This is a genomic window from Dyella sp., from assembly GCF_035277725.1.
Classification (GTDB): Bacteria; Pseudomonadota; Gammaproteobacteria; order Xanthomonadales; family Rhodanobacteraceae; genus Dyella_B.
In genome coordinates this window covers 1-13293 of record NZ_DATEJY010000037.1, presented here as the reverse complement: position 1 = coordinate 13293, position 13293 = coordinate 1, and the positions used below count along the sequence as shown (strand labels likewise).

13 protein-coding genes are annotated in these 13293 nt (G+C 62.9%); 4 read left to right on the top strand and 9 right to left on the bottom strand.

Annotated elements, in window-relative coordinates:
• Positions 1–226: 226 nt before the first annotated feature.
• From accC to VJR68_RS03065, 7 genes are all read right to left on the bottom strand, one after another.
• A complete protein-coding gene (gene accC, locus VJR68_RS03095) occupies positions 227–1612 on the bottom strand; it encodes an acetyl-CoA carboxylase biotin carboxylase subunit (protein ID WP_324146084.1) in 1386 nt (461 codons plus the stop codon).
• Between the two features lie 14 nt (positions 1613–1626).
• Entirely contained in the window at positions 1627–2088 is a 462-nt protein-coding gene (gene accB / locus VJR68_RS03090) for an acetyl-CoA carboxylase biotin carboxyl carrier protein (protein ID WP_324146083.1), read from the bottom strand.
• Between the two features lie 87 nt (positions 2089–2175).
• Positions 2176–2628 carry a type II 3-dehydroquinate dehydratase gene (aroQ, locus tag VJR68_RS03085; RefSeq protein WP_324146082.1) on the bottom strand — a complete coding sequence of 151 codons (453 nt, stop codon included), beginning with the start codon at positions 2626–2628 and terminating at the stop codon, positions 2176–2178.
• Positions 2629–2765: 137 nt separating this feature from the next.
• Complete coding sequence (locus VJR68_RS03080) at positions 2766–3311, bottom strand: TlpA disulfide reductase family protein (RefSeq protein ID WP_324146081.1); 546 nt, start codon at positions 3309–3311, stop codon at positions 2766–2768.
• A gap of 190 nt (positions 3312–3501) precedes the next feature.
• On the bottom strand, positions 3502–5670 hold the full coding sequence (locus VJR68_RS03075) for a protein-disulfide reductase DsbD (protein WP_324146080.1): 2169 nt from the start codon (positions 5668–5670) through the stop codon (positions 3502–3504).
• Between the two features lie 73 nt (positions 5671–5743).
• Positions 5744–6649, bottom strand: a complete 906-nt coding sequence (locus VJR68_RS03070; protein ID WP_324146079.1) for a DMT family transporter — start codon at positions 6647–6649, stop codon at positions 5744–5746.
• Between the two features lie 86 nt (positions 6650–6735).
• Positions 6736–7098, bottom strand: coding sequence for a hypothetical protein (locus tag VJR68_RS03065; protein ID WP_324146078.1), 363 nt, complete (start codon positions 7096–7098; stop codon positions 6736–6738).
• Positions 7099–7233: 135 nt separating this feature from the next.
• Here VJR68_RS03065 and VJR68_RS03060 point away from each other — a divergent pair, with 135 nt between their 5' ends.
• Both VJR68_RS03060 and VJR68_RS03055 read left to right on the top strand, forming a co-directional pair.
• A complete protein-coding gene (locus VJR68_RS03060) occupies positions 7234–8682 on the top strand; it encodes a PLP-dependent aminotransferase family protein (protein ID WP_324146077.1) in 1449 nt (482 codons plus the stop codon).
• A 272-nt stretch (positions 8683–8954) separates the two neighbouring features.
• On the top strand, positions 8955–9956 hold the full coding sequence (locus VJR68_RS03055) for a TlpA disulfide reductase family protein (RefSeq protein ID WP_324146076.1): 1002 nt from the start codon (positions 8955–8957) through the stop codon (positions 9954–9956).
• Positions 9957–10028: 72 nt separating this feature from the next.
• Here VJR68_RS03055 and cutA read toward each other — a convergent pair whose 3' ends face one another.
• Together cutA and VJR68_RS03045 are read right to left on the bottom strand one after the other, a co-directional pair.
• Positions 10029–10358: a divalent-cation tolerance protein CutA gene (cutA, locus tag VJR68_RS03050; RefSeq protein ID WP_324146075.1), complete on the bottom strand. Its 330-nt coding sequence runs from the start codon at positions 10356–10358 to the stop codon at positions 10029–10031.
• An 8-nt stretch (positions 10359–10366) separates the two neighbouring features.
• A complete protein-coding gene (locus VJR68_RS03045) occupies positions 10367–11014 on the bottom strand; it encodes a class II aldolase/adducin family protein (RefSeq protein WP_324146074.1) in 648 nt (215 codons plus the stop codon).
• Positions 11015–11291: 277 nt separating this feature from the next.
• On the opposite strand from VJR68_RS03045, the gene groES reads away from it, so the two are divergent.
• Entirely contained in the window at positions 11292–11585 is a 294-nt protein-coding gene (gene groES, locus VJR68_RS03040) for a co-chaperone GroES (RefSeq protein WP_188797337.1), read from the top strand.
• A gap of 56 nt (positions 11586–11641) precedes the next feature.
• Positions 11642–13282: a chaperonin GroEL gene (gene groL, locus VJR68_RS03035; protein ID WP_324146073.1), complete on the top strand. Its 1641-nt coding sequence runs from the start codon at positions 11642–11644 to the stop codon at positions 13280–13282.
• Positions 13283–13293: the final 11 nt, after the last annotated feature.

Below are 13293 nucleotides of genomic sequence, written 5' to 3'. Positions count from 1 at the left end.
CGGTGTTCCGGAGGAGGGAGAGCTGCGGGCATTGTCCCTCTGCCTTTTGGGGCGAGGGTAGGGTGAAGCGCGAATCTTGCGATCGGGCTCAACTTTGCCAATTGACCTGACGCCACTGATTCTCGCCCCGGCGAATGCCGGGGCCCAGTGCCTTTGGAGCTTCAAGTCGCTGGGTCCTGGCGTTCGCCGGGACGATGAACAACAAGCACGACGATGAGCGTGCCAATCAAGCCTTCGATTCAAGCCCGCTATGCGGATGTTCCTTATGCTCCGCCATGCGCTTTTCCAGATAGTGGATGTTCTGTCCACCTTGCTGGAAACCGACGTCGGACATGATGCGCTGCTGCAACGGCACGTTGCACTTCACGCCTTCGATCACCGTTTCGGCCAGCGCCAGACGCATGCGTGCAATGGCCGTTTCGCGATCCGGTCCGTGCACGATCAGCTTGCCGATCATCGAATCGTAGTTCGGCGGAATGCGATAGCCGTCGTACAAGTGCGTATCGACGCGCACGCCGGGGCCGCCGGGTGCTTCGAAGCGCTTCACGGTGCCGGGTGAAGGCATGAAGGTTTCCGGATCTTCCGCATTGATGCGGCACTCGATCGCATGGCCATTGATCTTGATGTTTTCCTGCTTGAGCGACAGCTTTTCGCCGGCGGCGATCAGCAATTGCTCACGCACCAGATCCACGCCGGTGATCAGTTCCGTTACCGGATGTTCCACCTGGATGCGTGTGTTCATTTCAATGAAGTAGAAGCGGCCGTTCTCGAACAGGAATTCGAACGTGCCTGCGCCGCGATAACCGATGCGCAGACATGCATCCACGCACACCTGGCCGATCTGCGCGCGCTGTTCTGGCGTGATGCCAGGGGCGGGCGCTTCTTCGACCACTTTCTGGTGACGGCGCTGCATCGAGCAGTCGCGTTCGCCAAGGTGAATTGCATGGCCTTGACCGTCGGCGAGCACCTGGATTTCCACGTGGCGCGGATTTTCCAGAAACTTCTCCATGTACACCTGATCGTTGCCGAAAGCCGCCTTGGCTTCCTGCTTGGTCATGGTGATGGCGTTGCCCAGATGCGCTTCGGTGCGCACCACGCGCATGCCGCGGCCGCCGCCGCCGCCGGCAGCCTTGATGATCACCGGATAGCCGATTTCGCGCGCAATGCGCATGTTTTCTTCGACGTTGTCGCCGAGCGGGCCACCGGAACCGGGCACGCACGGCACGCCGGCGGATTTCATTGCGCGGATGGCTTCGACCTTGTCGCCCATCATGCGGATCACGTCCGCCGTCGGTCCAATAAAGATGAAGCCGGATTGCTCCACCTGTTCGGCGAAATCGGCACGCTCGGCCAGAAAGCCGTAGCCGGGATGGATCGCGTTGGCGTCGGTGATTTCCGCCGCCGCAATGATGCGCGGAATGTTGAGGTAGCTGTCGACCGATGGCGCGGGGCCGATGCAGATGGCTTCATCCGCCAGGCCCACGTGCTTGAGGTTGCGATCCGCGGTGGAGTGCACCGCCACGGTCTTGATGCCGAGGCTGTGGCACGCACGCAGGATGCGCAGCGCGATTTCGCCACGATTGGCGATAACGACCTTTTCGAGCTTTTGCATAGTCGTCAGGCCGGTTAGGCGATCACGAACATCGGCTGGTCGAATTCCACCGGCTGGCCGTTATCCACCAGGATGGCCTGCACAGTGCCGCTGACCTCGGCTTCGATCTGGTTGAACATCTTCATCGCTTCGATGATGCCCAGCGTCTCGCCGGCCTTCACTTGCTGGCCCACCTTTACGAACGCGGCGGCGCCCGGACTGGCCGAGGCATAGAAGGTGCCGACCATCGGCGCCTTCACCACGTGGCCGGCCGGCAGGTTGCTGCCTGCCGGCGCGCTTTCGGCCGGTGCGGCGGCGGCCGGTGCGGGCGCGGGTGCCGCGGCTGGCATGTGCACGGCGGCCGGCGCGGCAAGGGTGATGCCGCCCTTGGGTACGCGCGACAGGCGGACGACTTCCTCGCCTTCCTTGATTTCCAGTTCGGCGAGGTTGGATTCCTCGAGCAGGTCGATCAGTTTTTTGATCTTGCGCAGATCCATAGGAGATTGCCTTCTCAGGGTCTTGGGCCGCAGGTTGGCGGCCCTGATGTGAACAGTAATGGGGTGAAAGAAAGTGGTACGGGCGGGCTAGCCGGCAGGCATGGGTTCAAGTCTGGCCAGCGCGGCGTCCAGCGCCAGGCGGTAGCTGCCGCTGCCGAAGCCGCAGATCACGCCTGTCGCGAGATCGGACAGGTAGGAGTGGCGGCGGAACGGTTCGCGGGCATGCACATTGCTCATGTGCAGCTCGATAAAGGGAATACCCACCGCGGCCAGCGCATCGCGCAGGGCTACGCTGGTGTGGGTGAAGGCGCCGGGGTTGATCAGGATGCTGGCGATTTGCTCGTCGCGCGCCTGGTGAATGCGGCCAATCAGCTCGTGCTCGGCGTTGGACTGGTACCAGGCCAGCTCATGGCCGGCGGCCTGGGCGCGCTGGGCCAGCTGGTTGTTGATATCGGCCAGCGTCTCCCGGCCATAAATGTCCGGTTCGCGCACGCCTAGCAGGTTGAGGTTGGGTCCGTGCAGGACCAGCAGCTTCGCCATGGTGCTCCCATGCTCCCCGGAAACCGGCGAGAGTGTGCGCGGTACTGAGAATATTGTCCAGTTCGGCGCAATTCGGCGACGTTTGGCGGAGAAAGAAGATGTTAAACGTGCGTGGACGTATGGCGCCTTAAATGGCGTCAGGGCGCGGTTGCTGGCGATAGCCAACGTTCCAGCTGTTTGGCGCTCAGTGGTCCTCGCTGGACGGCCAGGATCTTGCCGTTCTCATCCAGCAGTACGCTGTAGGGCAGTACTTCGTCCACGTCGCCGAACCGTAGCGAGGTGCTCGGCGAGGCGAGCTGGCCGAGCAGCACGGGATAGTTGACGGGGCGCTGGGCGAGAAAGGCGTGCACGTTATCCGGCTGGTCCATCGCAATACCCAGCACGATCGCTCCCTGATTGGCGAATTTGTGCTGGGCCGCGTTCAGCGCCGGCATCTCGGCGATGCACGGCGCGCACCAGCTGGCCCAGAAGTTCAGCAGCAGACGCTTGCCCTGGTAGCCGGAAAGCCGGCGCTCATGCCCGTCAAGGTCGAACAGGGCGACGTCCGGGCGGAGATCCCCGACGTTCGCGACATGCACGCCGGGCGGCACGGGCGCCCGCCGGCTGTGGTGCTGCAACCAGCCGCCGGCGATGGCGGCGAGCAGGGCGAGGCCGAGGATGAAGAGGTTGGTGCGGCTCAGCATGGAGTGGTGCTTGGCTCAAGGGGCATGACCATGTTCACGTAGGTTGGGGTGCGAACCCCAACATCGTGACGCTTGCATACACTGGCGATGCTGGGGTTCGCACCCCAGCCTACGATTTCACCCCGGCCTGCGTGGCGACCCGACCCGTGGCGTGAGATACGTCGCAGCCAAGCGCTACAGCCGGCATATCTCACTTCGCCGCCTCAGTCAACGCCTGCTCCACCAGCGAGTAGGTCAGCACCGTCGGCAGCTTCCGCCCATCGCTGCCGTCCTTCGGGAACACCACATACAGCGGCACGCCGGGCGAGTGGTATTGCTGCAGGAAGGCGGAGATGGCCGGGTCTTCGTTGGTCCAGTCGCCCTTCATATAAATGGCGCCGGTGCGCTTGAGCAGCGCCTTGAAATCATCGCCGTTGAGCACGGCGTGTTCGTTGGCCTTGCAGGTGACGCACCAGTCCGCGGTCATGTCGACGAACACAGGCGTGCCGGCCTTGCGCAGTTCGGCGAGCTTCTCCGGCGAATAGGCGACGATGCCGTCCGCGCTGGTCGCTGTCTGCGCCGCCAAGGGCAAGGTGCCGAGGTAATACAGCGGCGCCAGCGTAAATAGCGCCAGCAGGGCCACCAGTGCGCGGCTCAGCGTGCGATGGTTGCGGCTGCGTTCGAACCACCACAGCGTCATCGCCAGTAGTACCGCCGCCACCAGCAACAGGCCAACGGCATCGGCGCCGCGCTGATTGGCCAGCACCCAGGCCAGCCAGGCGGCAGTGAGATACATCGGGAAGGCCAGCACTTCCTTCAGTGTTTCCATCCAGCGGCCGGGACGCGGCAACCAGCGCGACAGCGCGGGCACGAACCCCACGGCAAGAAACGGCAGCGACAAGCCCAGCCCCAAGGCAAGGAACACCGTGATGGCGCTGGCGATTGGCGCCACCAGCGCATACGCCAACGCGGTGCCCATGAATGGCGCCGTGCACGGGCTGGCCACCACCACCGCCAGCACACCGGTAAAGAAATCACCCGCAGGCCCGGAGCGGCTCGCCAGCGAGCTGCCCGTATTGCCGAGCGACGCACCGAACTGCACTACGCCCGACATCGACAGCGCCACCGCGAGCATCACCAGCGCAAGCACGGCCACCACCAGCGGATTCTGCAGATGCGCACCCCACGCCGTCTTCAGCGCGATGATGATGGCGCCCAGCGCGGCGAAGCTCACCAGGACGCCGGCCGTGTACATCAAGGCATGCAAGCGGCGGCGCGCAGGATTCTCGCCACTCTCGATCAAGCCGATCGCCTTGATCGAAAGCACCGGCAATACGCATGGCATCAAATTCAGCACCAGGCCGCCGCCCAGGGCGAGCAGCAGGGCGTACAAGAAGCTGACGCCGGATGATGCTGCTTTCTTCGCATCGGCCGGCGGCATTTCCGGCGCCGGATTGGCGGCCGTCGCGATCGTCGCGCTGCTGCCACCGGTCAGATCGATATGCGCTTCGCGCGCCATCAACGGGTAGCACAGGCCGCCGTCCTGGCAGCCTTGAAAGCTCGCCACCAAGGCCAGCGACTTGATGGCGGCGGTATCGCCGTTGATCGTCACCGGCAAGGTCAGCTCATCGAAATACACGGTAGTGTCGCCGAAATGCGCATCTGCATGCGTGACGCCCGCTGGCCACGTGGGCGACAGCGAAAGCTTCGGCGCATCTTTAACTGCGAGCTGGGTCTGATCGCGATACAGGTAATAACCCTTGGCGATGGTCCAGCGCAGCAGCAGATGATGGGCATCCTGCGTGATCGCATCGAAGCGGAAGGCCTGTTCCGCCGGCAACGGTTCGCGGCTGCCGCCGGTCAACGCCTGCGTGCGCGAACCGAACAGATCGTTGAGCTTGTTGGCAGGCGGTGCACCGGCAGTGGCGGGCACCGGCAGCGTCAAATGCTCGGTATGCGGCGGATAGCAGATCTTCGGGTCGGTTTCGTGGCAGCCCTGGTAGCGCACGTCCAGCTTCAGAGCCGTAGTGCCAGGTGCAAGCGTGTATGGAATGGTGGCGTCCACGCTGTGGTGATACGTCTCCACCGGGCCGAGGTAGGGATCATCATGTTTGGCGCCATCGGGTAGTTTCGCCTCGCCCAGTGTCACGCCATCGCCGCCCTTGAACGCCATGCGGCCGCGATAGAGGTAGTAATCCTGTGCGATATCCCAGTGCAGCTTCACCACGCCCGGTGTGCTGGCGTCGGCGCTCAGCTTGTAGGCTTCCGTGACCGGCAGCAGATTGTCTTCGGCATCCTGCGCGAAGGCACGCGTGCCGAACAAAAGCATCAGCAACGTGAAAAGGTAAGCGGCGACGCGGCCGTAACGAAGCGAGCGCATTCCAACTCCAGTCATGAGGATCGCGTGGGGCGCGATCGGGGATTATGGACCAGCTCGCGGTGGAAGCCGGAGCCTATTCGACCGCGTTCAGCGGCGCGGGTGCCGTAGGACGCATTTTCAAGACACCGGTCGTGAGTGCCACGCCGAGCAGGATAACGATGCATCCGCCGGCCATCGCCAGCGTCACCGTTTCGCGCAGGAACAGCGCGCCCCACACCACACCGAACACGGGGATCAAATACAGCACCGCCATCGAGCGCGTGGAGCCGATGCGCGCCAGCAAACGGTAGAACAGCACGTAGGCGAGCGTGGTGCAGCCGGCGGCCAGCCCGAACATCGCCACCCATGCTTGCAGCGTGGGTGATTGCGCCGGCCAAAACCATAGCGTGGAAGGAAGCAGCATCACCGCCGCGGCCACCTGGCTGCCGATGGCGACGGTCAGTGGCGACACGCTTTGCACGCGCCGATGGCTGTAGTGCGCGCCGAAGGTGTAGCAGATATTGGCGCCTACGCAGGCTGCCATCGCCCAGCCGACCGTCGCGCCGCCATGGCCGAAGCCCATGCTGCCGCCGATCAGCCACACCACGCCAGTCATGCCGATCACCAGGCCACTTGCCTGCATCGCGTTCAATCGCTCGCTCAGCCACAGCCAGCCGGACAGGGCCACCAGCAGCGGCGCGATCGCGTCGAAGATCGCCGACAGGCCCGCGGGCAGACTCTGCGCAGCGTAGGAGAACAACACGAACGGCAGCGCGGAATTGGCCAGGCCGATCAAGGCCACCGAGCGCCAGTTCGCGCGCAATTCGGCCAGACGCTCGCGCGACAGCAGCAAGGGAATCGAGCAGATCGCCGCGCCGATCGCACGCATGCCCGCCAAGGCCATGCTGCCGAACTGCGCCGCGCCCATGCGCATGAAGAGGAACGAAGCACCCCACACGGCGCCGAGCAGAATCAACGTGGCAATGTCGGATTTCTTCATGGCATAGGCACTCATGGAGGTGGCCCGATAACCCTAGACCCGGGCAATGACAACACCTGTCAGCAGTCTTTTCGGATGCGGCGGACTCAGGCGCGAATCTTTGCGCCCTGCTTGAACAGCTCGTCGCGTTCTTCCTCCGATATCGCCTGCTTGGGTGCATGGACATTCTCGACACCTTCATACGTACGCAAGGCGGCTGGCCGTGCCGCCATGCTTTCGAACCAACGCTTCAGATGGGGAAAATCAGCGAGGTTCTGTCCATGTGCTTCGTACGTAACGATCCATGGGTAACAGGCGATGTTGTTCGGCGACAGGGCGAGGCATTCCGGCTTGAACTGCTCGCCCTTGCCCAGGCTCACCGGTATCACGCGATACGGCAGTTGCGCTTCTTCCAGGAACAGCTTGGCCTTCAGGCCGTTCGGCGTGGCGGCAAAGTAGAGCTCGATCATGGCGTGAGACCTGTTTGATGGGTGGCTTGAGGCTGCTGACCACTGCTTGGAGATCAAGCGTACGCAGCCTGGTGGTCTTGCAAAAGATCCACATTAGATCAAATCTAAGGGTCCAGTTTGGCCAGGGTCCGCAGCATGGAGCATCCTTTCGAGTTTCCACTTCAATTGCCGGACCGCGGCTCGCGGCAGCGCATGGCCGCGCTGCATGGCCAGCTGCGCGCGGCCATCCTGGATGGTCGTTTGAAACCCGGGTTGCGTCTGCCCGCCACACGTGAGTTGGCCGAAGCGTTGGAGGTATCGCGCAACACCGTCGTGGCGGCCTATGACCTGCTGCTGGGCGAGGGCTACATCGAGGCGCGCCGCGGCGCCGGCAACTTCGTGGCCGACCTCGCCATGCGGCGGAGCGATCGGCGTGCACGCATCGATGTATCCGCCGCCGACAAACGCATAGCGTCGTACTGGCGAAGCTTCACGGGTTTGCCCAGGCCCATGCATGTCGGCACCTATGCGCATGATTTTCGCCTCGGCATTCCGGACAGCCGATCGTTTCCTTATGACATCTGGCGGCGGCTTTCCGCGCGCGCCTTGCGTAACCTGTCCAGATCCGCATCGCTCTACGATCCGGCGTCGGGGCGGTTGCCTTTGCGTCAGGCGATTGCGCAGCACATTTCCTTTGCACGCGCGGTGTCGTGCGAAGCCGAGGATGTGATCGTCACCAGTGGCGCGCAACAGGCGTTTGATCTGTTGGCGCGCGTGCTGGTGACGCCCGAGCGCACCGTGGTAGCGGTGGAAGATCCTGGTTATCCGCCGCTGCGCGAAGTGTTTCGTGCCGCTGGTGCGCAAGTGATAGGCGTGCCGGTGGACAACGAAGGCCTGGTAGTCGAACAACTCCCGCGCGATGCCAACGTGATCTATGTAACGCCTTCGCATCAATTCCCGCTCGGCGTGGTGATGTCGCCGCGCCGGCGCGTCGAGCTGCTGGCCTTTGCGCGCACGCGCGGTGCGCTGGTGATCGAGGACGACTACGACAGCGAGTTCCGCTACGGCGGCCGGCCGCTGGATGCTCTGCAGACGCTCGATCGCGACGACACCGTCTGCTACGTCGGCACGTTTTCCAAATGCCTGTTTCCCACTTTGCGGCTCGGCTACGCGGTAGCGCCGCCATGGCTGCGCACGGCCTTCGTCAACGCCAAGCACCTGGCCGATTGGCATGGCGACGTGCTGACGCAGGATACGCTGGCGGCGTTCATTGCCGAAGGACATCTGGTGCGTCACGTGCGGCATATGCGCAAGGTGTATGCGGAGCGACGCGAGGTGTTGCTCGATGCGTTGCAGCGGCATGGAAAAGGACGCTTGCAAGTGTGTCCTTCGGATGCGGGGCTGCATCTGGCGGCCATGCTCGACGACGCGGTCGACACGCCGGCCTTGGTCGAGCGTGCGGCGACGGAGGGCATCAACCTGGAGTCCTTGAATGCGTATGCGAAGGACGGCGTGGCAGTGAACGGCGTTGCCTTCGGCCTTGGCATGATCGATGTGGCGCGGATCGACGAGGGCATCGCCAAGCTGGTGAGGCTGGTCGCGTAACACACATCGCAAGGCGACATCTCTGCCTGCCCGTTCAACGCCACCCATTCGTCGCCCCGGCGAAAGCCGCGCCCCAGCGACTTGAAAGATCTCCAAAGTCACTAGGCCCTGGCTTTCGCCGGGGCGACGACATACAGGCATTGCCACGAATGTGGGAATTTCCCGGGCAGCTGAGCACTAGGCCGGTGGTCCACCTGGATTACCGCAAAGTGGCTCTTATGGCCCAGGCGCCAAATCGCGAACATGCGTTCATCCCATTCAAGGAGTGGATCGTGCGTATCGTGATTCTGTTTTTGTTGCTGGTATTCAGCGCGCTGGCGCAGGCCGAAACCGGCGAGCAGCACGCGCAGTCCGCGGCGCGTGGCCTGGTCGGCACTCCAGCACCCCGGTTGGTCTTGAAGACCATCGATGGCCAGACCATCGATCTGGCCAGCTACTACGGCAAGAAGGCGGTGTACCTGAAATTCTGGGCCACCTGGTGCGTGCCCTGCCGCGAGCAGATGCCGCACTTGAAAGAGGTGTATGAGCACGCGGGCTCGGATCTTGCGGTGATCGCCGTCGACGTTGGCTTTGACGATACCGTGGAAGACGTGCGCAAGTATCGGGACGCCATGGGATTGAAGATGCCGATCGTCTTTGATGACGGTTCCATCGGCGAAGCCTTTCATTTGCGCGTGACGCCGCAGCACGTGGTGATCGGCAAGGATGGGCGCGTGCTTTATGTCGGCCACGAGGTCAATGCGAAACTTACGGCGGCTTTGCAAGCGGCGCGTACCTCGGTGGCATCATCCGACGCGACAGTCGCAGCACCGCATGTTTCAGATCATGATGATTCAGAGCCCGTTACGAATCTCAGCGTACCCACGCTTGATGGCGAGTCATTTCAGTTCGATGCACAACACGCGCATCCCACGGTCTTGGTGTTTCTTTCGCCCTGGTGCGAAACCTATCTCGCCCACAGCCGGCCTGCGCTTGCGGCAAGTTGCAAGGCGGTGCGCGAACAAGTGACGTCGTTGTCGCGCGATAGCCCGGTGCGCTGGCTTGGCATCGCATCGGGCTTGTGGTCGGGTAAGGATGATCTGCTTGCGTATCAGCGCGAACACCATCTGACGATGCCGCTGGCATTGGATGCATCGGGTACGTTGTTTCGACGCTTTCGCGTCATGCACGTACCGACCTTGCTGCTGATCGACGCGCAAGGCCATGTCGTGCGGCGTATCGAAGGCGTCGATGCGCAGTTGCCGAGTAAGTTGAAGGCGCTTGCTGCCCATTGACCAGCACCTTGGCGGGAGAGGCTGTGCGTAGGCTGGGATGAAATCCCAGCCTACGCGAGCATCAGTGTTGCCTTAAGCTTCGCCGGCAGTGCGTACCCAATCGAGATAGGCTGCATGACCACGTTCTACCGGAACGGCGATCAGTTCCGGTAACTCATAGGGATGCAAGGCGAGCACGCGCTCTTTCAGTGCCTCGAAGCGTTCCACCGTGGTCTTGATCAACAACAGCTCCTCGACATCCGTGGTGACTTCGCCTTTCCAGCGGTAAGTCGAATGAATTCCTGGAATGCGATTGACGCACGCGGCCAGCGATTCGCCGACCAGCGCATCAGCCAGGTGCTGCGCACTGGCTGCATTGGGACAGGTGCAATAGCAGAGCAGGACGTTGTTCGGATCGGACATGGCGTGCGCTACTTTCTGGACATCAAGCCGTAGTTTCCGAATTTCTCGATCACTTGCGTAACTTCCTCGTCGCGCAGCATCACCGGTTTGCCCACTTGCAAGGCGATCGTGTATTGCCGGGCGAGGGTCTCCACTTCGATCGCGCGCCACATCGCCTGTTCCATGGTGGCGCCGGTGGCGATCATGCCGTGGTTGGCCAGCAGGCAGGCGAGGCGGCCATCGAGGGCCTGCACGACTGCATCGGAGAGTTCCTGCGTGCCATAGGTGTAGTAGCCGGCGCAGCGGATCGAGTCGCCACCGCTCACCGCAATCATGTAATGCGCAGCCGGGATATCCATGCGGCACATTGCCAGGCCGGTGGTGTAAGGCGGATGGGCATGCACCACGGCGTGCACATCGGGGCGCGCGGCGTAGATATCGCGGTGGAAGCGCCATTCGCTGGAAGGGCGCAGGCCCGGCGCATGGCTGCCGTCCATCGCCACCTGCACGACACCCGCGGGGGTGATTTCCTCATAGGGCGTGCCGCTGGGGGTGATCAGGAAGCCGTCGCCATGGCGCACGCTGAGGTTGCCGGAAGTACCCTGGCTCAGGCCCGAAGGGGTCAGCTTCAGGCCGTAGGTGACGATCTGCTCGCGTAATGTCTGCTCCGTGGTCACGGCCTGGATGCCCGTCTGCTCAGCTGGAAACGGGCCATCGTCGGCATTTTTGGCGTCGGTGTCGATCCCGAATTTCCAAACTGCGTCGTTTCGTTGAAAGGCCTTGAAAGGGCTCCCGTTTCCCCCATTAACCCTGGCACGACCCGTCCGGCCCCTACTTGCAGGGGTTTTTTTGGTGACTAGAATTGGCACTCACGTACCTCGAGTGCTAACAACGGCGCCAAGGCCGGTCCGGGGTCACCCCTTTTTCAATCCATCCATAGCTGGAGTTCATCTCATGAGCAAACTGCGTCCGCTGCACGATCGCGTCATCGTCAAGCGCCTGGAAGAGGAGCGTGTCTCCGCCGGCGGCATCGTCATCCCCGATAGCGCTACCGAAAAGCAGACCCGCGGCAAGGTCATCGCCGCCGGTGAAGGCCGCATCCTGGAAGACGGCAAGGTTCGCCCGATGTCGGTCAAGGCCGGCGAAACCGTGCTGTTCGGCAAGTACGCCGGCCAGGAAATCAAGATCGACGGCGAAGAGCTGGTCTTCCTGAAGGAAGACGACATCGTCGCGGTGATCGAAGGCTGATCGGCCTCTCCCGCCCCTCTTGGCATCCCAATTACTGAATTTGAAGGAATACCACCATGGCAGCTAAAGAAGTCCGCTTCGGCGAAGACAGCCGCGCACGCATCCTCAAGGGCGTGAACACCCTCGCCAATGCAGTGAAAGTCACCCTCGGCCCGAAGGGCCGCAACGTCGTGCTCCAGAAGAGCTTCGGCGCCCCCACCGTCACCAAGGACGGCGTGTCCGTGGCGAAGGAAATCGAACTGGCCGATCCGTACGAAAACATGGGCGCCCAGATCGTCAAGGAAGCCGCTTCCAAGACCTCCGACAACGCCGGTGACGGCACCACCACCGCAACGGTTCTGGCCCAGGCGTTCATCCGCGAAGGCATGAAGGCCGTGGCCGCCGGTATCAACCCGATGGACCTCAAGCGCGGCATCGACAAGGCCGTGGCCGCTTCGGTGGAAGAGCTCAAGCAGCTCTCCAAGCCCACCGCTGACGACAAGGCCATCGCCCAGGTCGGCACCATCTCCGCCAACTCCGACGCCGCCATCGGCGACATCATCGCCACCGCGATGAAGAAGGTCGGCAAGGAAGGCGTGATCACCGTGGAAGAAGGCTCGGGCCTGGAGAACGAGCTGGACGTCGTGGAAGGCATGCAGTTCGACCGCGGCTACCTCTCGCCGTACTTCATCAACAACCAGCAGAGCCAGCAGGTTGAGCTGGAAGACCCGTTCATCCTGCTGTACGACAAGAAGATCTCCAACGTGCGCGAGCTGCTGCCGGTGCTGGAAGGCGTCGCCAAGGCTGGCAAGCCGCTCCTGATCGTGGCCGAAGAAGTGGAAGGCGAAGCGCTCGCCACCCTGGTGGTCAACACCATCCGTGGCATCGTCAAGGTTGCCGCCGTGAAGGCGCCGGGCTTCGGTGATCGCCGCAAGGCGATGCTGGAAGACATGGCCATCCTCACCAACGGCCAGGTCATCTCCGAAGAAGTGGGTCTGCAGCTTGAGAAGGCCACCGTGCAGGATCTGGGTCGCGCCAAGAAGATCGTGGTGACCAAGGAAAACAGCACCATCATCGACGGCGCGGGCGAAGCCGAGAAGATCCAGGCGCGCATCAAGCAGATCAAGGCGCAGATCGAAGAGACCACCTCCGACTACGACCGCGAGAAGCTGCAGGAACGCGTGGCCAAGCTGGCCGGCGGCGTGGCTGTGATCAAGGTCGGTGCTGCCACCGAAGTCGAAATGAAGGAAAAGAAGGCCCGCGTCGAAGACGCCCTGCACGCTACGCGCGCAGCCGTTGAAGAAGGCGTGGTCCCTGGCGGTGGCGTGGCGCTGATCCGTGCGCTCAAGGCCCTCGACAGCCTGAAGGGCGACAACGAAGACCAGAACCTCGGCATCGCCATCACCCGCCGTGCGCTGGAAGCTCCGCTGCGCGAGATCGTGGCCAACGCCGGCGCCGAACCGTCCGTGATCGTCAACCAGGTCAAGGAAGGCAAGGGCAACTACGGCTACAACGCCGCCACCGGCGAGTTCGGCGACATGGTCGAGTTCGGCATCCTGGACCCGACCAAGGTCACCCGTTCGGCGCTGCAGTACGCGTCCTCCGTTGCCGGCCTGGCGATCACCACCGAGGCGATGGTGGCCGAGCTGCCGAAGAAGGAAGAGCACAACCATGCACCGGCCGGTGGCATGGGCGGCATGGGTGGCATGGACTTCTAATCGTCCATCGC